The sequence below is a fragment of the Brevibacterium sp. LE-L genome (assembly GCF_050214925.1).
Taxonomy (GTDB): domain Bacteria; phylum Actinomycetota; class Actinomycetes; order Actinomycetales; family Brevibacteriaceae; genus Brevibacterium.
Map to the genome: position 1 here is coordinate 2,659,516 of NZ_CP189759.1, position 24,485 is coordinate 2,684,000.

The following is a 24,485-nucleotide window of genomic DNA, read 5'->3' on the forward strand; positions in this document are numbered from 1 at the left end:
CTCAGCTGTTGTCGGTCGAGGACTTCGGCAGGGGTGTCGTCTTCTGCACCTGCATGAGGAACTCGACGTTCGAACCGGTTTCCTTGAGCTTGGACATGAGCAGTTCGACTGCCTGCTGCTGTTCGAGTCCCGAGAGGAGTCGGCGCAGCTGCCACATGACCTTGGTCTCTTCCTTGGTCATGAGCATCTCTTCGCGGCGGGTGCTCGACGAGTTGACGTCGATGGCCGGGAAGATCCGCTTGTCGGCGAGCTGACGGCTCAGGCGCAGCTCCATGTTTCCGGTGCCCTTGAACTCCTCGAAGATCACTTCGTCCATCTTCGAGCCGGTCTCGACGAGGGCGGTGGCGAGGATGGTCAGCGAACCGCCGCCTTCGATGTTGCGCGCTGCGCCGAAGAACTTCTTCGGCGGGTAGAGCGCGTTGGCGTCGACACCGCCGGAGAGGATGCGGCCCGAAGCGGGCTGGGCGATGTTGTAGGCACGTCCCAGGCGAGTGATGTTGTCGAGGAGGATGACGACATCGGAGCCCATCTCCACGAGGCGCTTGGCGCGTTCGATGGCGAGTTCGGCAATCGTCGTGTGATCATCGGCAGGACGGTCGAAGGTCGAGGCGATGACCTCACCCTTGACCGCTCGCTGCATATCGGTGACTTCCTCGGGGCGTTCGTCGACGAGGACGACCATGAGGTGCGCTTCGGGGTTGTTCTCCGTGATCGCATTCGCGATCTGCTGCATGATCGTCGTCTTGCCCGCCTTCGGAGGCGCGACGATGAGACCGCGCTGGCCCTTGCCGATCGGGGTGATGAGGTCGATGAGTCGAGTCGAGTGCAGCTTCGAGGTGGTTTCGAGGCGCAGACGATCCTGCGGGTAGAGCGGCGTCAGCTTCGAGAACTCCACCCGGGAGCGCGCATCGTCGACGGTCAGTCCGTTGACGGAGTCGAGGCGGACGAGTGCATCGAACTTCTCACGCTTGCTGTTGCGCTGTTCGTTCTCGCGCGGCTGGCGGATCGCTCCGGCCACGGCATCGCCCTTGCGCAGGCCGTTCTTGCGCACCATCGAGGCCGAGACATAGACGTCGTTCGGCCCCGGCAGGTAACCGGAGGTGCGGAGGAAGGCGTAGTTGTCGTGGACGTCGAGGATGCCGCCGACGGGGATGAGCACATCATCGTGGCGGATGTCCGGCTCATCGTTGCCGCGACCGCGGCGCTTCCGGTCCCGACCGCGTCCGCGACGGTTGCCGCGATCGTCGTCGTCATTGTTCCGGTTGCGGCGATCGTTGCGGTTGTCGCGATCGTTTCCGCCGTTGCGGTTGTCCCGATCATTGCGGCTGTCCCGGTCGTTTCCGCCGTTGCGGTCGTTGCCGCCACGGTCATTGCGGTGTCCGCGGTCGTTGCCGCCACGGTCGTTTCCGCCGTTGCGGTCGTTGCCGCCGCGGTCATTGCCGCCGCGGTCGTCGTCGGATCGGTCGCTGTTTCGGCTGCGACGGTCGTTGTCCCGTCCGCCGCGTCCTTCACGATCCGAGCCGCGGTCACTGCGACCGCCGCGACCGGAGGACTCGTCGGAACCCTGATCCTGGTCGTCGTTCTGGCTCTCGCCGCTGCGCGACCGGCTGCGGCTGCGACGGGAACGCTGACGTTCCTGATCGCCGTCGTCCGACGATTGGCCGCCGGAGTGCTCGGCAGACTCATCGGCCTGTGCGGAGTCATCGGACTGCGCAGAAGCATCGGACTTCGGTTCGACGATGAGTGCCGGAGCTTCCTCGGCCGACGGAGCGGCGGCCCGACGCGAGGAGCGACGACCCGTCGCCTCCTGTTTCGGTTCGTCCTGCTTCGCCTCCGACTTCGGGGCCTTGCTGCGCGATTCCTCGGCGGCGGGCTTCTTCTCGACAGAAGCGGCCTTCGTCTCCGAAGATCCGCTTGAATGGCTGTTGATGGCGTCGATCAATTCGCTCTTGCGAAGACGACGGTAACCCTTGATTCCCAGGCCGGCTGCCATTTCCTGAAGCTGAGGCAACCGCAGCGCTGTGAGGCTGCCGGTACGGGGCGTGGAATCCTGAGTGGTGGTTTCAGACACGAAGGTCCTTCTCCCTCTTTCGGCCGTGCGGCATGTGCCGTTTGCTCACGGCGACGGAAACACCATTGACGGTGCGTTGTGAAAGAAAACCTGCTAAAGAATGAGCAGGAGATGTTCCAGAATATATGACATCGGCGGCGAACCTGTGAAGAACAGCAGGAAGCCGTGCACTGTCGGAACACCCACAGTCTACTTGTTCGGAGCCGATCTTGCGAATCGTTTCGTCAATTTTCTCGGCTCACTCGGTATCCCTCGAGGTCAATCGCGGTGCGCATCGCAATGACATCGGCGGGCACCGCGGACTCGGGCACCGCCTCGGCGAGGACGAGCACCGTCGGGCCGGCACCGGAGATCACGGTCGGCAGCCCCTGCGTCCTGAGCGAATCGACGAGTGCCATGGATTCCGGGTAGGCGCTGCGGCGGAATTCCTGATGCAGCTGGTCGCGAGTGGCTTCGAACAGGACCGAGGCATCGGAGACCAGACCGTGGACGAGCAGTCCTGCCCGGGCCGAATTCTCCGCCGCGATCGCATGATCGATGGCGGCGGGGATGAGCCCTCGGGCGACGTCGGTGTCCAAACGGACCGCCGGGATGAGCACCGTGACCTCATCGAGCGTGCGCACCGGCACCTGCCAGGACAGGACCGGGTCGGAAAGGGATACGGTGAGCCCGCCGAAGATCGCGGGAGCGGCATTGTCCGGGTGCCCCTCGACCGCGGTGGCGAGTTCGAGGACCCGTTCGCGGGAGAGCTCGATCCCGGTGTACTCGCGGCCGAGTTCAACGGCCAGACCGATCCCGGCGACCACGGCCGCGGCCGAGGAGCCGAGCCCGCGCGAATGCGGGATCCGGTTGATGCAGTGCAGACTCAGTCGTTCGGCCAAGCCCGTCTCTGCGCCGGGGAACTCCGCGGCGAGGACCTCGCCGATGATGCGCATGATCAGATGCGAGCGGTCGCGCGGCAGCACCTCGGCGCCCTCCCCTGCGACCTCGACGCAGGTGGCCGGGTCGACGGGGGCGTCGTGGACGGTCAGGGTGAGCGTGTCGACGATGTTCAGGGCCAGGCCGAAGGAATCGTAGCCGGGCCCCAGGTTCGCCGAGGTGGCCGGGACCTCGAGTCGCAGCCGCACGCTCAGCTGTCCTCGAGGCCGAGCGCGCGGGCGGCGCTGACGGCGTCGACGGAGACCCGACTGGTTTCGATCTCGGAGCCGTCTGCGGTGTGCAGGGCCCAGGAAGGATCCTTGAGACCGTGCCCGGTCACGGTCACCGCGATCGTCGCGTCGGCGGGAACCTTTCCGGCCTCGGCCGACTTGAGCAGACCCGCCACCGAGGCGGCCGATCCGGGTTCGACGAAGATGCCCTCTTCGCTGGAGAGGAATCGGTGCGCTGCGAGGATCTCGTCGTCGGTGACCGAATCGATGAAGCCGCCGGAGTCGTCACGAGCCGTCGTTGCTTGGTTCCAGCTCGCCGGGTTGCCGATGCGGATCGCCGTGGCGATGGTATCCGGTTCGTCGACCGGGTGGCCCAGCACCAGAGGAGCGGCGCCGGCGGCTTGGAAGCCCCACATCTGCGGCAGACGTTCGGCGATGCCGTGCTGCCGGTATTCGGTGTAGCCCTTCCAGTACGCGGTGATGTTGCCGGCGTTTCCGACTGGCAGGACGTGGATGTCGGGGGCATCGCCGAGGACGTCGACGACCTCGAACGCCGCGGTCTTCTGGCCCTCGATGCGGTCGGGGTTGACCGAGTTGACGAGGTGGACCGGGTAGGACTCGGAGAGTTTGCGGCACAGCGTCAGGCAGTCATCGAAGTTGCCGTCGACCTCGAGGAGCGTTGCACCATGGGCGATGGCCTGGCTCATTTTGCCCGGGGCGATCTTGCCGGTGGGCACGAGCACGGCGCAGGTCAGACCGGCCTTCGTGGCGTAGGCGGCCGCCGAGGCCGAGGTGTTGCCCGTCGACGCGCAGATGACGGCCTTCGCCCCGTGGGCGACGGCCTTCGTGATCGCCATCGTCATGCCGCGATCCTTGAAGGACGCGGTCGGGTTGAGACCCTCGTACTTCACCCACACCTGAGCGCCGGTGCGTGCGCTGAGTTTGTCCGCCTTGATCAGCGGAGTGCCGCCTTCGCCGAGGGTGACCGCCGGAGTGTCCGCAGAGATGTCGAGGAGACTGCGGTACTCCTCGACGACGCCCTGCCACTGGTGTCTGGGGTAGTTCATTGTCACTGTCCTTCTACGCGGATCACGGAATTGACGGCATGGACGACGGAGAGATCGCTGAGTCGATCGACCGTCTTCCGCAGCGTCGCATCGGTATTCGAATGGGTGGCGAGCACGAGCTTGGCGTGTTGGACGCCCTGCTCGTCGATGTCGCCGATGGTCTGGCGCATGAGTTCGATCGACGCGCCCTCGTCGGCGAACACCTCGGAGACCGACGCCAGCACACCGGGACGGTCCACAACGTCGAGGGTGATGTGGTAACGGGTGGTGATCGCCGTGATGGGCAGGATCGGGTAGTCGTCGTGGAAGGGACGCTCGTACTGTCCGCGTCCGCCCAGGACCTTCCGCCGAGCCACTGAGACGATGTCTCCGAGCACCGCCGAAGCCGTCGGAGCTCCCCCAGCTCCCTGCCCGTAGAACATCAGTTCGCCGGCGGCTTCGGCTTCGATGAACACCGCGTTGAAGGCACCCCGGACGGAGGCCAGAGCGTGGTTGCGATCGAGGAGCGCCGGGTAGACGCGGGCAGAGAGACCGGCACCGGCGGGCGACGAAGCCACGCGTTCGCAGACCGCGAGGAGCTTGATGACGAAGCCCTGGTCGCGGGCGGTCTCGACCATGTCTGCGGTGACGCCTTCGATGCCTTCGACATGGACGTCGTCGATCGACACGGGAGCGTGGAAAGCCAGGGAGGACAGGATCGCGGCTTTCGCCGCCGCATCGTGGCCGCCGATATCGGCTGTCGGGTCGGCTTCGGCGTAGCCGAGTTCCTGAGCGGTGCTCAGCGCCCGGTCGAAGTCCCAGCCTTCGGAGTCCATCTGGTCGAGGATGAAGTTCGTCGTGCCGTTGACGATGCCGATGATGCGTTCGATCCGGTCACCGGCCAGCGAATCGCCGACCGGACGGATGATCGGGATGGCTCCGGCCACGGCGGCTTCGTGTTCGAGTCGCACACCGGCCGAATCGGCGGCGGACATCAGCTCACCGTATCGGGCTGCCAGGAGCGCCTTGTTCGCCGTGACCACCGAGGACCCCTGTTTGAGCGCCGCGGTGATGAGCGACTTCGCCGGTTCGATCCCGCCCATGAGCTCGACGACGATATCGGCTCCGGCGATGGCCGCCTCGGCGTCGGTCGTCAGAAGCTTCTCGTCGATGCCCGGACGTGCCTTCGTCGCATCGCGGACGACGATGGCGCTGAGTTCCAATGGGGCGCCGATGCGTTCGGCCAGGCCGTCTGCACGGTTCTGGATGCGGGCGGCGACTTCTGTGCCGACGACTCCGCATCCGAGCATGGCAACCTTGAGTGCCTGCATATCCTCACCTTTTCCGCTGTTGTCGTTGACGCTCATCTGTTCTCCTGCTCTCCACCGACCATCCCCGGGTCGGTGGCGAACATCTGCGAATGGTCTTCGGGGGTCACGATCCACTCAACTCTATCGGCTTCAACGGCGAGCACACCCGGCCGGGGCAGGTGGTTGTAGTTGCTGGCCAGGGACCGGCAGTAGGCGCCCGTCGACGGGACTGCGACGAGGTCGCCGGCGGTGACGTCGGCCCCCATGTATTCGTCACGGACGATGATGTCGCCCGATTCGCAGTGTTTGCCCACGACGCGCACGATCGCCGGCTCCGCTCCCGAGGCTCGATTGGCCAGAGTGCATGAGTAGTCCGCATCGTAGAGCGCGGTGCGGATGTTGTCGCTCATGCCGCCGTCGACGGCGACGTAGGTGCGGGTTCCGCTGTCGGTGCTCACCTCTTTGACGGTGCCGACTTCGTAGAGGGTGAACACGGCCGGAGACACGATGGCGCGGCCGGGTTCGATGGAGACACGCGGCACGTTCGTGCCCAGTCCGCGGCATTCCTTGAGCACGACTGCGGCGAGTTCCTCGGCCATCTCCGCCACCGGGATCGGAGTGTCCTGGCTGGTGTAGCGGATGCCGAAGCCCCCGCCGAGGTCGACATCGGGCAGATCGATGCCGTGTTCGGCCATGACTTCGGCGCGGAAGGCCAGCACTCTGGCCGCGGCGACCTGGAAGCCGGAGATGTCGAAGATCTGCGAACCGATATGCGAGTGGAGTCCGTCGAGGCGCAGATGCGCCGAGTCCGCGACCATCTGGGCGGCTCGTGCGGCGGTGCCGTCGGCGAGTGAGAGACCGAACTTCTGGTCTTCGTGCGCGGTGGCGATGAAGTCGTGGGTGTGGGCTTCGACGCCGACGGTGACTCGCAGCATCACTGGGGCGAAGACTCCCTTGGCCGCGGCGACGGCTTCGAGCCGGGTGATCTCATCGAGGCTGTCGACGAAGATCCGTCCGACGCCGTAGTCGAGGGCGTACTCGAGTTCCGCGACGGATTTGCTGTTCCCGTGCAGGCCCACTCGGTCCCCTGGGATTCCGGCGGCGCGGGCGATCATCATCTCACCCAATGAGCAGGTGTCGAGGCCGAGGCCGGCTTCATGGACCCACCGGGCCACCGCAGTGCACAGGAAGGCCTTTCCGGCGTAGAAGACATCGGCTCCAGCCAGTCCCTTCTCGGGCGAGAAGGCGCTGGTGAAGGTCGTCAGATAGGTTTCTGCCCGGGTGCGGAAGTCAGCGGCATCCATGACGAGGGTCGGCGTGCCGTACTGCTCTGCCAGGTCGGTCACCGAATGGCCGGCGATGGTGAGCACACCGTCGTCGGTCTTCGTGACATTGTCCGACCACAGGCTCGGCAGCAGCGCGTTGACGTCGTCAGGATAGGGCAGCCACACCGGTGCCGGGGTCGCGTGCAGAGTCCCTGCGATATGTGCGGGCATCAGATCCTCTCCGGGGCCGAAGCACCCAGTTGTCGAAGTCCTGCGGCGAGGACGATGATGACGGCTCGCACGAGCACGAGCCGCGAAGCATGCAGTGCGGTGATGTCGACGTCGATGGTCGGAGTCACCGCGCACCGGCTCAGCCAGTCCTCGGCCGCGGCCGCGACCAGGCTCAGACAGCTGAGGAACGGTTCGCTCTCGCCGAGGCGGCACGAGCGTTCGAGTCCGGCGGGAACGGAAGCGATGGCGGTGAGCAGACGAGCTTCGCTCGGGTGGTTGAGGCGAGAGGGTTCGGCCGCATCCGTGGTGATCTCGGCCCACTCGGCCCGACGCCGTTCCCGGCAGGCGGCCGCATGTCCGCGCTGCAGCACGGACACCGCGGCATCGTCGGCAGCCGCGTCGAAGAGACTGCCGCAGCATCGCCGCGATTCCGTCGCGGCCGCCTCGGTGCCGGTCGCCGACGACTCGGCTGCGGCGATGATGTCGAATGCCACGCGCGCACGTGCGGAGTCGGTGAGCCCGATGTTGACGAACCCGGGCCCGGCGACCACAGCGGTGGCCACTTCGGGAAGCAGTCGCAGTTCGGCGCACAGATGCTCCGCGAGTGCCAGACGGCGGCCCGGTTCGACCGCGGTCCGCAGCGCCACACGCGTCGACCAGTCGCCCAATCCGTGTCGGGCGGGTGCGACGAGGTCGACCTCCGAATCGGCCCCCGGAGACACGAGACCCGAATCAGCCGTCGCCAAAGCGCGTGCGAGTGCGGTCTGCAGGTCTTCCGGGGTCACTCGAACAGAGTACTCGGGGCCGGTCTGCGGGGACGAATCAGGTGTCATCTTCGCTCTCATGACGAGACGACCGGCCTCAGATCGTCCCGGGGCGGCACGCGGCGTGGCTGACGAGGAATTTCACTGCCACCGAGACGAGCACGACGGAGAACGCCGGCCACATGCTGTCGAAGCTCTGCACGAGGAAGGCGAAGATGAGCGGGCCGGTGCAGGCCAGCAGATAGCCTCCGCCTTGGACGAATCCCGACAGAGACGCCGCCGATTCCGCGTCGCGGGCGCGCAGAGTGATGAGCGTCAGGGCCAGCGGGAAGGTCGAGATTCCGATTCCGAGCAGCACGGTCCACAGCACCGGGGCCACGGTCGGCAGCAGCCACAGTCCGATATAGCCGACGGCCAGGCTGAGGCAGAAGCCGACGACGATGAGGTAGGCCGAGGCCATCTTCTGTGCCAGCGCGGGCAGAACGAAGCCGAGGACGAGGGGGATGGCGGTGACGAGCGCGAGCATGGCCCCGGCGAATGCCGCGTCGAACCCCGAGCGGGTGAGCAGGCTCGGCAGCCAGGTGAAGAGGATGAAATTGTTGAATGAGGTCAGCCCCGTCATCGTCATGAGCGCCCACGCACGTTTGCTGCGCATGAGTCGGGCCAGTTCGCTGCCGCCGACGACGGCGGCGGCGACTTCGGTGGCCGGTGCGGGCCTGATCAGCCGGATGAGGATCCAGACGGCAACGCCCACCACACCGAATCCGGCCCAGACGAGCAAGGACCCGCGCCAACCGAACCCGGTGGCGAGGGGAACCGCGACGAGCGGGGGGATGAAGGTGCCGAACTGAAGCAGGCCGACATGCACGGTCGACATCAGAGCGACACGGTCTGGGAAGTACGACTTCACCAACGGAGGGAGGACGACGTTGCCGATGCCCATGCCCAGCAGAGCGAGCACGCTGAGGGCGAGGAAGAGCGCGGGAGAATCGATGACGGAGCGGGCTCCCAGGCCGATGGCGACCATGGTCATCGCGGCCAGGGTCAGGCCGAGGCCGGAGAATCGGGCATAGAGCCGCGGAGTGATGAAGCCGCTGAGTCCGTAGAGCAGCGGCGGCAACATGCCGATGATCGCCAGGAACGCTGCGCTCAAGTGGATCTGTTCGCCCATGGCGTCGAGCAGCGGCGAGAGACCGGTGACTCCGGGCCGCAGATTGAATGCGGCGATGACGATCCCGACGACGATCAGAATGCGTGTGCGCGCAGAGTTCATGGGCTCTTTCCTATCAGACTCCCACAGGCATTCCTGTCGTCGGGGTCGCTCGACGGACGACTTCGGGCTCAGTAGTCGAGTTTGAGGCCCTCCACGGGAGACAGTCGCGAGGCGCGTCGGGCCGGCACCAGGGCCGAGAGGATTCCTGCCACGATGGCGACCCCGAGGATGCCGAGGAAGGAGGGTGCGGAGAAGTCGACGATGAGTTCGGTGGAGTAGTCGTGGGTGACCAGTCGTGTGCCGACGATGCCCAGCGCCCCGCCGAGGGTGAGGCCCAGCAGAGCCGCGACCGACGAGATGAGCACCGCTTCCAGAGCCAGCAGAGCCCGCAGCTGGGCGATGCTCAGCCCCAGGGCCCGCATGAGTGCGTTCTCCCGTCGGCGTTCGATGACGGACAGGCTCACGGTGTTCGAGACTCCGATGAGCGCGATGAGCACGGAGACGAAGAGCAGCGCCACCGCACCGGCGAGCAGAACGTCGATGAGTTCGGAGTAGGCGCCCCGGGCGACCGCGGACCCGCCGACCTCGTCGCTGGGGACGTCGAGAGCTTCAGCCACGGACTGTTGGATCCGTGTGATCTCGTCGATGTCGACATCCTCATCGAGGCGGATGAGCACCGCCGTCATCGTCGCCGAGATGCCGAGGTCGTTGCCGACATCGGGGGTCGTGAAGAAAGCGAGGCTCGACAGCCCTTCCTTGCGCACGGGCACGTTGAGCTCGTTGAGACCGCGGACCCGCACGGTCGCGTCCGGATAGTCCTCGGGAACCACGACGCGGCCGGAGACCAGGTCGGCAGCGGAATCGCCGAGCACAGTCGCCGCAGTCTCCGGGTCGACGACGAAGACCGATGGTGTGGCGCCTTTGAAGTCCTCGACCGCCTCGGCGCGGTGAGCGGTGATGGCACGAGCGACCCCGGGGATCTCGCGCACATCGTCGAGCTCATCGGCGTCGACGAGTCCCGACAGGGGCACGGCGATGTCGACCGGATAGCGCTGGTCGAGTCCATGGCTCAGCGTCGCCTTCGTCGACATCCCGCCCACGAGGATGGTCGCGACGAGAGTCACGCCGATGATCAGCGCCGTCGCAGTCGTCGCGGTTCGACGCGGGTTGCGCAGGGTGTTCAGCGTCGCCAGCTGGCCAGGAACGCCCCAGGGACTGACAGCGACTTCGCCGATCCAGCCGACGATCGGGGGGATGATCCTCGTCGAACCGATGATGAGTCCGGTGACGATGAGACCTCCGCCCAGAGCGCCGCCGGCGATCCAGACCTCTGCCGTCGACACGGCGTAGAGGGAGACGATGATGAGAGCCGCACCGAGGAGCATGACGCCGACGCCCACGACGTGTCGCCGACGTCTGCTGGTCGACGGGGATACCGATACGTCGAAGGGTTGGAGGGCTTCGAGCGGTGTCACCGCGATGGCGCTGCGGGCCGGGCGGATCGTCGCGATGATCGTGAGGACCGCGCCGACGGCGACGCCGACGAGGAGCGCGGAGACGGGTACGGACAGGGTTTCGTAGGGGAATTCGTCGGGCCAGAAGCGCACGGCCGCTTCCATCAGGGCCCAGCTGACTCCGACACCGGCGACGACACCGAAGATCGAGCCGATCAGTCCGACGAGGAGTCCTTCGGCGACGACGGAGCTGTAGAGCTGGAGGCGGGTCGCGCCGAGGCAGCGCAGCAGCGCGAGTTCGCGACGGCGGCCGGCCACGATGACGGAGAACGTGTTCGACACGACGAGGATGGCGACGACGACGGAGATGCCGGCGAAGACGAGCAGCAGTCCCGTCACGGCGATGTTGCCGCCCGAGAGACGATCGGTCTTGACGGACACGGCGTCGGGGACGCTGAGGGCATTGAGGCTGCCGTTCAGCGCGGAGGAGTCGATGACCGCTTGCAGCTCCTCGCACACCCTGTCCGGGTCAGCATCGGGGTCGAGAGCGATCTGGACGGCGATGACATCGCCCTGCTGCGCGAAGTACTCCTGGTAGCCCGAGGCCGTCGTCAGTGCACGGGTGGCCCCGGGCAGTCCGGGGTCCTGTCCCATCTCGGCGATGCCGACGACGGTGAAGGTGATGCTGCTGTGGCTGGGCCCGCGGTAGACGGGCATGTCCGCATCTCCGGTTTCGACCGGCACCGGGTCGACGCTGAAGCGGACCTCGTCGTCGATGCCGAGGTCGAGCTCGGCGGCCGTCCGAGTGTCGAGGACGAGATCGGTGGTTGCCTCCGGGCGGTCGCCGGAGACCATGGTGAAGGTGTCGAGTCGCTCATCGGCGGGCACGGGTGACAGGGCGAAGGAGCTCTCTGAGAACGCGGTCCCCCGCCCGGTGGTCAGGGTTCGCGCCGACAGCGACGCGGAGCGCACGCCCTCGATCTCCGACATGGGCTTGAGCAGCGGAGCGACCTCGTCTCCCCCGACGAAGACGTCTTCGTCGGGGATGACGGTGAGATCCGCGTGCGCGAATGATCGTCCGACCGCACCTTCGAGGCTGCTCTGCAGCGAAGAATTGATGATGAGCGTTGTAGCGACGAATCCCGCTGCCAGGGCGATGCCGAGACCGATGGCGAGGAACCGGGCCCAATGGATCCGGATCTGCGCCAGCGCGACAGCGATCACAGAGTGCTCAGTTCACTCAGTGCTGTGACCACGCTCTCCCGCGTGGGCTGACGGACCTCTCCTGTGGCCCGCCCGTCCTTGAGCAGCACCACTCTGTCGGCGTGCGAGGCCGCGACCGGGTCGTGAGTGACCATGATGATCGTCTGCCCGTAGAGAGTCGTGGCGCGACCGAGCAGCGACAGCACCTCGGCCCCGGCATGGGAGTCGAGATTGCCGGTGGGCTCATCGGCGAAGATGACATCCGGACGGGTCAGCAGAGCTCGAGCTACGGCGACGCGCTGCTGCTGACCGCCGGAGAGTTCGTGGGGCCGGTGCTGCATACGATCTCCGAGTTCGAGGCGTTCGACGACTTCGGCCTTCCACTCCCGATCGATCTTCTTCCGCGCCAGGGACACGGGCAGTTCGATGTTCTGTTCGGCGCTGAGAGTGGGGACGAGGTTGAAGGCCTGGAAGATGAAGCCGACGCGATCACGCCGCAGCTGAGTGAGCTGCCGGTCGTTGAGGCGTGTGATGTCCTTGCCGCGCATGATGATCGAGCCGGAGTCGACGCGGTCGAGGCCGGCCAGTACGTGCATGAAGGTCGATTTGCCGGAGCCGGAGGGACCCATGATGGCGGTGAAGCGTCCCGATTCGAAGTCGACGCTGATGTCATCGAGAGCACAGACGGCAGTGTCGCCGCGACCGAAGCTCTTCCGCAGATCCTGCGCCCGCAGCACGATATCGGATTCGTCCGCCGAGGCGGCGCGCAAGGGCTCATCAGCAGGTTTCGACATCGCATGCCTCACATCGCGGTTCGGGGTTCTCCTCCGACTACCTTAGAGCGTGTCGGCATCGCCGACCACTCGAGGCGGAAATGCAGAACCGTCCACCTCACCTGATGAGATGGACGGTACGTGGTGCCCGCGACAGGATTCGAACCTACGACCTTCTGCTCCGGAGGCAGACGCTCTATCCACTGAGCTACGCGGGCAACGGGTGCAACTCTATCACCGTCGGGCACCACCTCACAAAAAGACACCGCGTGCAATCGAGTCTCGATTGCACGCGGTGGAAGGCACAGTGGCGACGGCGCGTTTCGCGGGCTCAGGCGCCCTTCATGTCCTTGCGCCCGGGGACGTATTCCCAGTGCCAGAGCTCGTAGGAATTGCGTTTGGCCCAGTCCGGGTTCTCCCAGCCGTATTTGCCGGCGTTGGCAACCAGCCAGTCGTACTGTTCGCCGGTGCCGCTCGAGGTTCCGGCGCCGAGGTCGAGCGCCAATCCCCAACCGTGGTTCGAGGTGCCGGGGCGTGCGGCGAAGCCGGGCTTGCGGGCAGCGACCGAGACCTGCGATTCCAGTGAACGATAGGAGTCGGTGATCGCGAGGTCCTTGCCGGTGTCCTTCTTGAACGCGGCGTTCATCTTCGCGAAGGCCACAGCAGCGTCGGCGCGCAGCTTGTGGTTGCCCACACCGATATCGCACAGCCAATCACTGGGCAACTCACCGTTGCTCACCTCGCCTTTCGGCGCTTCTCCCTCGCAACCGGGCAGAACGGTCTTCGTGATGGCGCGCGAAGCGGCATCGACCTTCGTCTGTTTGGCACTCGGGGCGCCGATGGTCATCGAGGTCTTGTCGTCTTCGTCGACCTTGATGTCGGCGGAGACGGATTCGGCGTTGATCGCGCGCTGCTGGGATTCGGCGGCAGTGTCGTCGACCTTCACTTCCTGGCTTCCGCTGAGATTGCCGGCGACCATGACGGCGGCGATCGCGGTGCCCGTGACCGACACGGTGGCCAGCGCGGAGAAGGTCGTGACCTGGCGCCGGCGAACCGAACGCAGCAGCGAACCATCGGAACCGCGGCTGCCAAGCTGAGCAGCGGCCAGACTCGAGTTGTGCCCTGCGGGTGTCAGCGGCTGGGATGCCGACCGAGCGGCCTCTCTGGCCATCGCAGCCCGCCGCGGTGAACCGGCGGCGGCGCGGGCCTCTGCGGCCATGGCGGCGCGACGCGGAGACAGAGTGGGGTCTTCATGCCCTCGCGACGGCGTTGTCACGGGCTTCTTGGAGAAGATCGTCGAAACCTGAGCAGAGGAATTCTGTCTGCGCAGATCGCGTCGGCGAACCGGCAACGCCTCGACGGTCGAGAGCTCACTCGACATAATGCTCCATACTGTTGGCATCGGTTGTTCTGAAAGGCCCGGATCCGGACCCCGAAAAGCTTATGTCACAACACTATAACGACATCGTTACAGAATGTCACGTTACCCTCATCCACCGTGTGTGACCTGGACATATGCTGAAACACGCTCCCTGCGGATCACTACAGATGACCTGCGTGCGGTGACGACGGTCACCGCTTCGTTATCATTCGTTATCATCTTCTGTGGGCATTCGGCAAGACCGATCCGGAGATGAGAAATCCGCACCCGCGAAGACCGGCGGCGCCTGCTTCGGGACTCCGAGCGAGACGATGGGACTGCGAGAGGCCGCCATTTCGTCAGGTTCAGCGGCGGAAATCGAACCGTCCCCGCTGCATCGCATCCTGGACCTCACCGACGAGCTCCTCGAGCTCATCTTCGAGGAAGAGCAGACCGAGGACCCGTGCCTCCGAGTCGATGACTCGGGCGACGTGGATGCCGACCTTCTGCATCTGCGCCAGCGCCTCTTCAATCTCATCAGCGGCGGTGACGGTGAACAGCGGTCGGAACCGTTTGCTCGGCACCGGGGCGTCGAAGGCATCATCGGTGTCGGCGTAGAGGACGTCCTTGATGTGGAGGTAATCCTGCGGATAGCCGTCGTCGCCGACGACGAAATACCGTGAGAATCCGGTTTTGCCCACGAGCGTGACGAGTTCGTTCGGCGTCACCTTGTCCGAGATCGTGATGAGTTCGGACATCGGGACCATGATGTCGACCGCGGTCTTGTCACTGAACTCCAGGGCGCCCTTGAGCAGCCCGGTATCGTCGCTGAGCAGTCCCTCACGCTTCGATTCGGCGACGATCGATTCGACCTGTTCGATCGTGAACGCCTCATTGACTTCGTCCCGAGCCTCGACCTTGAACAGATGCAGGATCGCGTTGGCCAGACCATTGAGGGGTCGGATGACGAAGCCGAAGACGCGGGCGAGGAACACCAGCGGTGTCGCCAGCAGCATCACGGCCTGACCGGATGCAGCCAGAGCGAGGTTCTTCGGCACCATCTCACCGATGACCACGTGCAGATAGGTGACGACGCCGAGCGCCAGGACGAAAGAGATCGTCGAGGACAGGCCGGCGGGGATCCCCAATCCCTCGAGTGGACCGGCGAGCAGGTGGTGGATGGCCGGTTCGGCCACATTGCCCAAGAGGAGGGAACACACCGTGATGCCGAGCTGACAGATCGCCAGCATCAGCGAGACATGCTCCATCGCGTAGAGCGCGGTCTTCGCGGCAGCCGAGCCTTCGGCGGCGCGCGGTTCGATCTGGGACCGCTTCGCAGCGACCACCGCGAATTCGGCGGCGACGAAGAATGAGTTGCCCAGCAGGAGGACGACCAGCCAGATCAATCCGAGCCAATCGGCGCTCATCGGCTCTCACCTCCTGTCTCGAAGGCGCTCGCGTCGGTAGCGCGCAACACCACCCGCAGGCGCTCGATGCGTCGTCCGTGCATCCGCTCGACGCGGATGAGCGCATCATCGGTGCGCACGTGGTCCCCGGGTTCGGGAATCCGCCCGAGTTCCTTGAGCACGAAACCTGCCAAGGTCTCATAGTCAGAATCTTCGGGGATGGTGATCCCGATCGTCGAGGAGATCTCATCGGGGCGCAGCTGGCCGGGCACGATCCAGGACCCGTCGCGGGCCGGTCGCGCCGCGATCCGCATCCGGTCATGCTCATCCGCGACCTCACCGACGAGTTCCTCGACGACGTCTTCGAGGGTGACGACTCCGGCGGTGCCGCCGAATTCGTCGACGACCACCGCCATCTGCAGGCCCGTGGCGCGCAGTTCCATGAGGAGCGGATCGAGCCGCTGGGTCTCTGGGATCTCACGCACCTCGGTCATCAGTCCCCCGGCGTAGGCGTCGTCTCGGTTTGCGGGTGGAACAGCGAACGCCTGCTTGACGTGGACGACGCCGACGATGTGGTCTTTGTCCTCGGCGGCGACCGGGAACCGGGAGAAGCCGGTGTCTCGTGCCTGCTCGATGATCCTTCGCGCCGTGGTGTCCTTCTCCACGCTCGACATGCGGGTCCGCGGAGTCATGACGTCTTCGGCGGTGCGTTCCGAGAAGCTCAGCGTCCGTTCCAACAGGTCGGCCGTCTGCTCATCGAGCACGCCTTCCTCCGCGGAGTGGCGCACCAGGGAGGTCAGCTCCTCCGGCGACCGCCCGACCGACCCCTCCTCCTGCGGCTCGATGCCCATGGAGAGCAGGATCTTGTTGGCCGTGCCGTTGAGGAACGCGATGACGGGTCGGAACACGATCGAGAAGACGTACTGGATCGGAGCGGCGATCCGTCCGGTGGCCAGAGGGACTGCGATCGCAAGATTCTTCGGGACGAGCTCACCGAAGATCATCGACGCCACCGTGGAGAAGATGAGAGCGATCGTCAGCGCCAAGGACGCGGAGAGCCCGGGGCCCACTCCCCACGTTTCGAAGACCGGAGCCAGCAGTCGACCCAGGGACGGTTCCATGAGGTAGCCGGTGAGCAGCGTGGTGATCGTGATGCCGACCTGCGCCGCCGAGAGCTGGGTGGACAGGTGCGTCATCGAGGCGCGCAGGGTCTTGGCCCCGACGACGCCTTCGTCAACGGCCTTATCGGCCGTATGACGATCGAGGGTGAGCAGTGAGAACTCGGCCGCGACGAAGAGGCCGGTGCCGAGGATGAGGACCAGGGCAAGGGCAAGGAACAGCCATTCCATCAGCGACTGTCCTCGCTCCGTGCAGACCGAAGATCACAGTAGGTGAAGTGACGGACCCTCACGGGGTGAGGATCATCATCTGGGGCGCCGGCTTCCCGCCGGCCGAGACTGTCACTGTGCATGAACTGATCTTACCAACTTCCCGACAGCGGGCGGCCCTCTTCGTATCCGGCAGCGCTTTGGACTCCGACGGCGGCCACCCGCGCGAATTCCGCGAGATCGCCGGCGCCGGCGTAGGTGAAGGAGCTGCGCACTCCCGACGTGATTCCGTCGAGCAGGTCCTCGACTCCGGGAGACTCGGGATCGATGTACATGGTTGACGACGAGATGCCCTCTTCGAACAGCCCCTTCCGGGCCCGTGCGAACGCCGTCTCCGACCGAGTGCGGTTGGCCACCGCTCGGGCCGAAGCCATGCCGAAGCTCTCCTTGTACTTCCTGCCTTCGCCGTCGACCAGGAGGTCCCCCGGCGATTCGTGCGTACCCGCGAACCAGGAACCGACCATCACCTGCGAGGCCCCGGCGGCCAACGCGAGAGCGACATCGCGGGGATAGCGCACTCCCCCGTCGGCCCAGACGTGGGCGCCGAGCTCCCGAGCCGCCTCGGCGCATTCGAGTACGGCGGAGAACTGCGGGCGACCGACAGCTGTCATCATGCGTGTCGTACACATCGCACCCGGCCCCACACCGACCTTGACGATCTGGGCCCCGGCCGCCACGAGGTCGCGGACACCGTCGGCGGTGACGACGTTGCCGGCGACGATCGGCACCCCGAGGTCCGCCTCGGCGATCGAAGAGAGCGTGTCGAGCATCTTCACCTGGTGGCCGTGGGCGGTGTCGACGACGAGTACGTCGGCGCCGGCCTCGACGAGGGCACTCGCGCGTTCGACGGCAGCACCGTTGACGCCGATGGCCACGGCGATCTTGAGACGGCCCCGCTCATCGACGTTCGGCGTGTAGATCGATGACCGCAGCAGCGACTTCGGCGTGAGCGAACCCAGGACCGTGTCCGCATCATCGACGACAGCGGCGAATTCGGCCCGCGAGTCGGTCATCGATTCGAACAGCGACTCCAGCTGCGCATCATCGGACCAGTCGATCTCGGAGGCGCGGATGACATGGGGTGAGGAATCGAGGAGATCGGCAACCGAGGTGAACCGGTCGACGCCGCGCAGATCGGCGGCGTTGATGATGCCTTCGAGTCGCCCGGCCGAGTCGACGACGACGCCGAAGCCGTGGGGACGCTTCGCCAGCACATGCAGAGCGTTGAGCACCGTGTCCTCCGGCGCGAAGCGCAGAGCCGATTCGAAGATCCGGTCCCGGCTCTTGACCCAGGAGATGGTGTCCTTCGCGGCGGTGAGCGGAATGTCCTGGGGCAGCACAGCCAGTCCGCCCCGGCGAGCCATCGTCTCGGCCATCCGGCGTCCGGACACAGCGGTCATGTTCGCGGCCACGAGCGGTGTCGTCGACCCCGTCGGATCGGTCGTGGTGAGGTCGACTTCGAACCGGGACGTCAACGATGACGAGTTCGGGACGAGGAAGACATCGGAGTAGGTCAGATCGCTGTTCGGGTCATTTGAGATGAAACGCATAACACTATTGTCCCCTATGTGCACATTGCAGGGCACATCGCGTTAGGCTGGGTGTTGTCGTTAAGCAGCAAGTCTTGAATCAGGAAGTAGGCGATCAACGCCGTGTCCGTCAATACTCCGAACCGCACCGTTGAAGACTTCGGGTCGAACGAGTGGCTGGTCGAGGAATTGTATGAGCAGTACAAGTCAGATAAGAACTCCGTCGACAAGTCCTGGTGGCCGTTCTTCGACAAGTACGAGAAGAACAGCGGCGGCGCGAAGCCGGCCGCTGACAAGTCCGCTGCGAAGCAGGAGGCGGAGCCGACTGCGAAGAAGTCGGAGGCGAAGTCCTCTGCCCCCGCTGCGGCACAGACGACCTCACGTGAGACCTCTCGCGGGGTCTCACCGTCTTCGGCCGAGTCCGAGACGCTGAAGGCCGAGACGAAGTCCGTGCCCCAGGTCTCGGCCAAAGACACCAAGCCCAAGCCCGCCCCGGAGGAGACGATCACTCCGCTGCGCGGCCCCGCCAAGCTCATCGCCAAGAACATGGATGACTCAATCGAGGTGCCCACCGCCACCTCGGTGCGGGCACTGCCTGCCAAGGCGCTCATCGACAACCGCATCGTCATCAACTCACACCTCAAGCGCACCCGCGGCGGCAAGGTCTCCTTCACCCACCTGATCGGCTTCGCCGTCATCCGGGCACTGAAGAACTTCCCTTCGCAGAACGTCTCCTACGATGTCCGCGACGGCAAGCCCGTGATGATCTCGCCGGCCCACATCAACTTCGGGCTGGCCATCGACGTGCCGAAGAAGGACGGCTCGCGCACCCTGCTGGTGCCGAACGTCAAGAAGGCCGAGACCTTGACCTTCCGCCAGTTCGTCGATGCCTATGACGGCCTCGTCGACAAGGCTCGCAAGGGCAAGCTGACCGCCGACGACTTCGCCGGCACCACTGTGTCCCTGACCAACCCCGGCGGCATCGGCACCGTCCACTCAGTGCCGCGTCTGACCAAGGGCCAGGGCTGCATCATCGGCGTCGGAGCACTCGACTACCCGGCCGAGTTCCAGGGCGCGAGCCAGCAGACCATCAACTCCCTGGCCGTGTCCAAGGTGCTGACCCTGACCTCGACCTATGACCATCGCGTCATCCAGGGCGCCGGTTCCGGTGAGTTCCTCAAACTCGTGCACAGCTACCTGCTGGGTGAGGACGGATTCTACGATGACGTCTTCGAGTCCCTGCGCCTGCCGTATGAGCCTGTGCGCTGGGTCCCCGACGTCTCGGCCGAAGACCAGGACGACGTCAACAAGACCGCGCGTGTCATCGAGCTCATCGATGCCTATCGCACCCGCGGTCATCTCATGGCCAACATCGATCCGCTGGTCTACCGTCAGCGTTCGCACCCGGACCTCGACATCAACCAGCACGGTCTGACCCTGTGGGACCTCGAACGCGAGTTCCCCACCGGCGGCTTCGGCGCCAAACCGATGATGCCCTTCCGCAGCATCCTCGGACTGCTGCGCGAAAGCTACTGCCGGACCATCGGCTTCGAGTACATGCACATCGCCGACCCGGTCCAGCGCCGCTGGTTCCAGTCGAAGATCGAGATTCCGCATCAGGAGCTGACCCGGTCGGAACAGGGCCACATCCTCGGTCGTCTCAACGCTGCAGAGGCATTCGAGACCTTCCTGCAGACGAAGTACATCGGACAGAAGCGGTTCAGCCTCGAAGGCGGAGAGTCCGCGATCGTCCTGCTCGACGAGATCCTCAACCAGTCCGCTGACACCGGGCTCGACGAGGTCGCGATCGGAATGGCCCACCGCGGACGCCTCAACGTGCTCACGAACATCGCCGGGAAGAGCTACGCGCAGGTCTTCCAGGAGTTCGACGGCACCATGTCCCCCGACAGCGTGCAGGGATCCGGTGACGTCAAGTACCACCTCGGCACGCAGGGTTCCTTCACCTCGCCGTCGGGCAACACCACCGGCGTCTACGTCGCGGCCAACCCCAGCCACCTCGAGACCGTCGACCCGGTCCTCGAAGGCATCGTCCGCGCCAAGCAGGACCTCATCGACCAGGGTGAGGCCGGCTTCTCCGTGCTGCCGGTTCTCGTCCACGGAGATGCCGCCTTCGCCGGTCAGGGCGTGGTCACCGAGACGCTCAACCTCTCGGAGCTGCGCGGCTATCGCACCGGCGGAACCGTTCACGTCATCATCAACAACCAGGTCGGGTTCACCACTCCCCCCGCCTCGGCGCGATCATCCTTCTACTGCACGGACGTGGCCAAGTCGATCAACGCCCCGATCTTCCACGTCAACGGAGATGACCCCGAGGCGGTCGTTCGGGCCGCACGACTGGCCTTCGAATACCGGCAGGAATTCAATCGGGACGTCGTCATCGACCTCGTGTGCTACCGCCGCCGCGGTCACAACGAGGGCGACGACCCGTCGATGACTCAGCCGCTGATGTACTCGCTCATCGAGAAGAAGGGTTCGGTGCGCAAGCTCTACACCGAGTCGCTCGTGGGCAGGAAGTGCATCACCGACGAAGAAGCCGCCGAGGCGCTCAAGGACTACCAGTCGAAGCTGGAATCGGCATTCGCCGAGACCAAGGAGGCCGAGACCGGTCCCTACGAGGGCGAAGCGTTCAACGCTCCCTACGAGCCCAGCGACATCGAGACCTTCAACGATGCCGAGACGGCGATCAGCTCCGAGATGCTCCAACGCATCGGTGAGGCCTTCGCCGAAGTGCCCGAGGGCTTCACGGTGCACAAGAAGCTGCGGGCGCTGCTCGAGAAGCGCAAGGAGATGTCGCTGACCGGTGGCATCGACTGGGGCTTCGCCGAACTCATCGCCTTCGGTTCGCTGCTCATGGACGGCGTGCCCGTGCGTCTGGCCGGCCAGGATTCGCGCCGCGGAACCTTCGTCCAGCGCCACTCAGTGCTCATCGACGCCGTCAACGGCAACGAGTGGACTCCGCTGCAGAACCTCACCGAGGATCAGGCCCGCTTCTGGGTCTACGATTCCCTGCTCAGTGAGTACGCGGCTGTCGGCTTCGAGTACGGCTACTCCGTCCAGCGCAAGGACGCCCTCGTGGCGTGGGAGGCTCAGTTCGGTGACTTCGCACAGGGTGCGCAGTCGGTCATCGACGAGTTCATCTCCTCTTCCGAGCAGAAGTGGCAGCAGAACTCCGGTGTCATCATGCTGCTGCCCCACGGATACGAAGGACAGGGACCCGACCACTCCTCGGGCCGCATCGAGCGGTACCTGCAGCTGTGCGCCGAGTCGAATATGACGGTCGCCTACCCGTCGTCCGGTGCTTCGTACTTCCACCTGCTGCGTCGCCACGCCGCGACGACGAACAAGCGTCCGCTCATCGTCTTCACTCCGAAGTCGATGCTGCGGCTCAAGGCCGCGGCGAACTCCCCGGAGGAATTCACCTCGGGCAAGTTCGAAACCGTCATCGACGATAAGGATGTCGACGCTTCGCAGGTCGAGCGCGTCGTCCTCGTCTCCGGCAAGCTCTACTGGGAGCTCAAGGCCAAGCGGGACAAGGACAACGACACGAAGATGGCGCTCGTGCGTCTCGAGCAGCTCTACCCGCTCGACGAAGCCGCCATCACCGCCGTCCTCGACCGTTTCCCGGCCGATGCGGAGGTCGTCTGGGCGCAGGAGGAGCCGGAGAACCAGGGCGCATGGCCGTTCATGGCTCTCAACCTGCCTCAGCTCCTCGGCGGTCGCGAAGTCAATGTCATCTCGCGTGCGGCCTCTGCCGCCACGTCGACGGGACTCAAGCACTTCCATGAGGTGCAGCAGAAGGAACTCGTCGAGCGGATCTTCAGCCGGTGAGCAGCGACGTCTCCACAACCATCGCCGTGGTCGGCGGCCCTCTGGTCGCCGGCCACGGTGATGGTCGTGGTCTCGGATGGGTCGGCAGGGTCACGGCCAGGACCCTGCCGAGCCTGCCCGAGCTGAAGGTCTATCCGCTGGCAGTGCCCGCCGAGGACTCTGCGGGCCTCCATGCCCGCACCATCGCCGAGGCCTCGCTGCGGTTCACCCCCGACGGAGACAATCGTCTTGTCCTGGCCCTGGGGTCCGGTGACCTCGATACGGGACGTTCCGTGGCCCGGGCCCGGCTCGATGTGGCCAATATCCTCGACGAGGCCCTGGCCCGCAAGGTCTCGACGTTCGTGCTCGGGCCCCCACCTGAGCACGACGGTGACCGCAATCGCCGCATCGCCGAGCTCAATGCGAGCTTCTCCGATGTGGCCAAGAGGCGCGGCATCACCTATGTCGACACCTTCACTCCCCTTCTCGGCCATCCCGTCTGGCAGCGTGAGGTCGCGTCTTCGCGCGAGCATCTGCCGGCACAGGAAGGGTACGGTCTGCTGGCCTGGCTCGTCCTGCACCGCGGATGGTTCGGCTGGCTGGGAGTCCAGGACGTCCTCGGCGACAGCTGAGACTCGAAATCCGTCCGCTCTGCGGTGGGGCGAAGACGAGGTCAACGACTTCGTGATGACTTTGCCCTGCTCAGACGATCATGAGATAATGAACCGTCTATTGAAGGAGATCACCATGAGCAAGCGTGGCCGCAAGCGTCGCGATCGCCGCCGTAACAAAGCAAACCACGGCAAGCGTCCGAACAGCTGATTCACTGATTCGCTCAGTGAATGACGAGGGCGGGAAGAGATTCGTTTCTCTTCCCGCCCTCTTCTACTCGTTTCAGGCTCAAGCCATCCGGCTCAGACTCCCGGCCAGCTGTTCTGTTCGAGCGCGATCCGCTGCCGGATCTTCTCCCGCAGCCCCATCGGTGCCCGGTCGTGGCTGCAGGAACGACGAACAAGCTCCTTGAGCAGCGCTTCGATCTCATACTCGTCGTGGCATGAAGGACACTGATCGAGGTGAATGGAGATCTCACGGATCTCCGTCGTCGTCAGTTCGCCGTCCAGATAATGGTAGATGCGCATCAGAGACTCGGCCCTGACGCTTTCGCAACATCCTTCGTCTCTCATTTCGCACCTCCCTCCGGACTCACGAAACCACGTTCGGCGGCGTAGTCGGCGAGCATCTCCCGCAGTTGGCGACGCCCACGGTGCAGACGCGACATCACTGTGCCGATCGGGGTCTCCATGATCTCGGCGATCTCCTTGTAGGGCAGACCCTCGACATCGGCATAGTAGACGACCATGCGGAAGTCCTCAGGCAACGCCGAGAGAGCTTCCTTCACGTCGTTGTCGGGCAGATGGTCGAGCGCTTCGAGTTCGGCGGAGCGACCGCCCGAGGACGAGTGGCTGTCCGCTTGGGCGATCTGCCAGTCCTCGATGTCCTCGCTGCCGTGTTCCTTCGGCTGACGCTGCTTCTTCCGATAGTTGTTGATGAAGGTGTTCGTCAGGATCCGGTACAGCCAGGCCTTGAGGTTGGTGCCGGGCTTGTACTGATGGAAAGCCGCGTACGCCTTCGCGTAGGCTTCCTGTACGAGATCTTCGGCGTCAGCCGGATTGCGGGTCATGCGCAGCGCAGCCGCATAGAGCTGATTGACATATTCCAGAGCATCCCGCTCGAACCGCTGCGACCTCTCCGCAGCGGTTTCCGGGACTTCTTTGACTGATTCGGTCATCGCAGTCAATGGTACGCCCGTTCTCTCCAGGACGGCAGTGGCGCTCATAGACCTTCCCTTCTGCCTGTCGATTCGCGACGGGTTCGACCCGCCGAATAGCATCACTGTGTTCAACATCGGACCGAGGTCCCACTATTCCCGGATCAGCGGTTATGCTTGCCATTGAGATGCCCGCCACTGAAGGAAGGACCACCGTGTCTCCCATTCGCCTCATCGCACGGCCCATGTTGGCCGCCGGCTACATTCTCAACGGCGTCGACCGTCTGCTGAAGCCCGAGGCCGCCGCGGCTTCGGTCGGTCCGCTGCTCAACCAGGCTCGCAAACAGGTCGACGTGCCCGTCGACGCCGTCACTCTCGCTCGAGCGACCGGTGTCGCTCAGGTGGCGGCAGGCTCTCTGCTGGCCATCGGCCGTTTCCCCCGCGTGAGTGCCACGATCCTCGTCGGCACCTACCTTCTGGACACCGTCGGCGAACGTCTGTCTGCAGAGAAGGCGACGACGAAGGAAGAGAAGAAGGCACGCAACGAACGCACCGTGCTGCGCACCTCTCTGCTCGGCGGTGCACTGCTGGCCAGCGTCGACACCGCCGGTCGCCCCGGGCTGTGGTGGCGCACCCAGCACGCAGCCGAGGATCTGTGGTCGAGCGTCGAAGACACCTCGAAACAGGCACTGAGCGCACTCGGAGTTGACTGACATCCCTACGCACAC

General features: G+C 65.2%; 19 protein-coding genes and 1 tRNA gene. 4 read left to right on the top strand and 16 right to left on the bottom strand.

Features of this window, described 5'->3' with window-relative positions:
• Position 1: 1 nt before the first annotated feature.
• From rho to ACQE2J_RS12095, 14 genes are all read right to left on the bottom strand, one after another.
• Positions 2 to 2,071 (bottom strand): transcription termination factor Rho, encoded by a 2,070-nt coding sequence (gene rho, locus ACQE2J_RS12030; protein WP_135538651.1) that lies wholly within the window; start codon positions 2,069 to 2,071, stop codon positions 2 to 4.
• Positions 2,072 to 2,295: 224 nt separating this feature from the next.
• Entirely contained in the window at positions 2,296 to 3,198 is a 903-nt protein-coding gene (gene thrB / locus ACQE2J_RS12035; RefSeq protein ID WP_135538653.1) for a homoserine kinase, read from the bottom strand.
• Positions 3,199 to 3,200: 2 nt separating this feature from the next.
• Positions 3,201 to 4,286 (bottom strand): threonine synthase, encoded by a 1,086-nt coding sequence (gene thrC / locus ACQE2J_RS12040; RefSeq protein WP_135538655.1) that lies wholly within the window; start codon positions 4,284 to 4,286, stop codon positions 3,201 to 3,203.
• Positions 4,287 to 4,288: 2 nt separating this feature from the next.
• Positions 4,289 to 5,596 (bottom strand): homoserine dehydrogenase, encoded by a 1,308-nt coding sequence (locus ACQE2J_RS12045; protein WP_135538851.1) that lies wholly within the window; start codon positions 5,594 to 5,596, stop codon positions 4,289 to 4,291.
• A gap of 32 nt (positions 5,597 to 5,628) precedes the next feature.
• Entirely contained in the window at positions 5,629 to 7,071 is a 1,443-nt protein-coding gene (gene lysA, locus ACQE2J_RS12050; protein WP_135538657.1) for a diaminopimelate decarboxylase, read from the bottom strand.
• Positions 7,071 to 7,904, bottom strand: a complete 834-nt coding sequence (locus ACQE2J_RS12055) for a DALR anticodon-binding domain-containing protein (RefSeq protein WP_426936391.1) — start codon at positions 7,902 to 7,904, stop codon at positions 7,071 to 7,073. Before ACQE2J_RS12055 ends, lysA begins: the two co-directional genes overlap by 1 nt.
• A gap of 28 nt (positions 7,905 to 7,932) precedes the next feature.
• Positions 7,933 to 9,108 (bottom strand): MFS transporter, encoded by a 1,176-nt coding sequence (locus ACQE2J_RS12060; protein ID WP_426936392.1) that lies wholly within the window; start codon positions 9,106 to 9,108, stop codon positions 7,933 to 7,935.
• A gap of 68 nt (positions 9,109 to 9,176) precedes the next feature.
• The gene (locus ACQE2J_RS12065; protein WP_426936393.1) at positions 9,177 to 11,726 is read right to left on the bottom strand and encodes an ABC transporter permease; all 2,550 of its coding nucleotides are present in this window, start codon (positions 11,724 to 11,726) and stop codon (positions 9,177 to 9,179) included.
• A complete protein-coding gene (locus ACQE2J_RS12070) occupies positions 11,723 to 12,499 on the bottom strand; it encodes an ABC transporter ATP-binding protein (RefSeq protein ID WP_135538665.1) in 777 nt (258 codons plus the stop codon). Before ACQE2J_RS12070 ends, ACQE2J_RS12065 begins: the two co-directional genes overlap by 4 nt.
• A gap of 121 nt (positions 12,500 to 12,620) precedes the next feature.
• Positions 12,621 to 12,696, bottom strand: a tRNA-Arg gene (locus ACQE2J_RS12075).
• Between the two features lie 113 nt (positions 12,697 to 12,809).
• The gene (locus ACQE2J_RS12080) at positions 12,810 to 13,859 is read right to left on the bottom strand and encodes a M15 family metallopeptidase (RefSeq protein WP_135538715.1); all 1,050 of its coding nucleotides are present in this window, start codon (positions 13,857 to 13,859) and stop codon (positions 12,810 to 12,812) included.
• A gap of 344 nt (positions 13,860 to 14,203) precedes the next feature.
• Positions 14,204 to 15,265, bottom strand: a complete 1,062-nt coding sequence (locus tag ACQE2J_RS12085) for a CNNM domain-containing protein (RefSeq protein WP_426936394.1) — start codon at positions 15,263 to 15,265, stop codon at positions 14,204 to 14,206.
• Entirely contained in the window at positions 15,262 to 16,593 is a 1,332-nt protein-coding gene (locus ACQE2J_RS12090) for a hemolysin family protein (protein WP_135538719.1), read from the bottom strand. Before ACQE2J_RS12090 ends, ACQE2J_RS12085 begins: the two co-directional genes overlap by 4 nt.
• A 131-nt stretch (positions 16,594 to 16,724) precedes the next feature.
• Positions 16,725 to 18,182: a GuaB1 family IMP dehydrogenase-related protein gene (locus tag ACQE2J_RS12095; protein ID WP_426936395.1), complete on the bottom strand. Its 1,458-nt coding sequence runs from the start codon at positions 18,180 to 18,182 to the stop codon at positions 16,725 to 16,727.
• A gap of 102 nt (positions 18,183 to 18,284) precedes the next feature.
• Between ACQE2J_RS12095 and ACQE2J_RS12100 the strand changes: the two genes are divergently transcribed.
• The 3 genes from ACQE2J_RS12100 (at position 18,285) to ACQE2J_RS12110 (ending at position 22,811) form a co-directional block, all read left to right on the top strand.
• Positions 18,285 to 22,010 carry a multifunctional oxoglutarate decarboxylase/oxoglutarate dehydrogenase thiamine pyrophosphate-binding subunit/dihydrolipoyllysine-residue succinyltransferase subunit gene (locus ACQE2J_RS12100; protein WP_426936396.1) on the top strand — a complete coding sequence of 1,242 codons (3,726 nt, stop codon included), beginning with the start codon at positions 18,285 to 18,287 and terminating at the stop codon, positions 22,008 to 22,010.
• On the top strand, positions 22,007 to 22,621 hold the full coding sequence (locus tag ACQE2J_RS12105; RefSeq protein WP_135538725.1) for a GDSL-type esterase/lipase family protein: 615 nt from the start codon (positions 22,007 to 22,009) through the stop codon (positions 22,619 to 22,621). The genes ACQE2J_RS12100 and ACQE2J_RS12105 overlap by 4 nt, the downstream gene beginning before the upstream one ends.
• A gap of 115 nt (positions 22,622 to 22,736) precedes the next feature.
• On the top strand, positions 22,737 to 22,811 hold the full coding sequence (locus tag ACQE2J_RS12110) for a 50S ribosomal protein bL37 (protein ID WP_135538853.1): 75 nt from the start codon (positions 22,737 to 22,739) through the stop codon (positions 22,809 to 22,811).
• A 92-nt stretch (positions 22,812 to 22,903) separates the two neighbouring features.
• On the opposite strand, the gene rsrA is transcribed toward ACQE2J_RS12110, so the two are convergent.
• Positions 22,904 to 23,173 carry a mycothiol system anti-sigma-R factor gene (gene rsrA / locus ACQE2J_RS12115; RefSeq protein ID WP_135538727.1) on the bottom strand — a complete coding sequence of 90 codons (270 nt, stop codon included), beginning with the start codon at positions 23,171 to 23,173 and terminating at the stop codon, positions 22,904 to 22,906.
• Positions 23,170 to 23,826 carry a sigma-70 family RNA polymerase sigma factor gene (locus ACQE2J_RS12120; protein WP_425119536.1) on the bottom strand — a complete coding sequence of 219 codons (657 nt, stop codon included), beginning with the start codon at positions 23,824 to 23,826 and terminating at the stop codon, positions 23,170 to 23,172. The genes rsrA and ACQE2J_RS12120 overlap by 4 nt, the downstream gene beginning before the upstream one ends.
• A gap of 146 nt (positions 23,827 to 23,972) precedes the next feature.
• Between ACQE2J_RS12120 and ACQE2J_RS12125 the strand changes: the two genes are divergently transcribed.
• Positions 23,973 to 24,470 (top strand): DoxX family protein, encoded by a 498-nt coding sequence (locus ACQE2J_RS12125; protein ID WP_135538731.1) that lies wholly within the window; start codon positions 23,973 to 23,975, stop codon positions 24,468 to 24,470.
• The last annotated feature ends 15 nt before the right edge of the window (positions 24,471 to 24,485 follow it).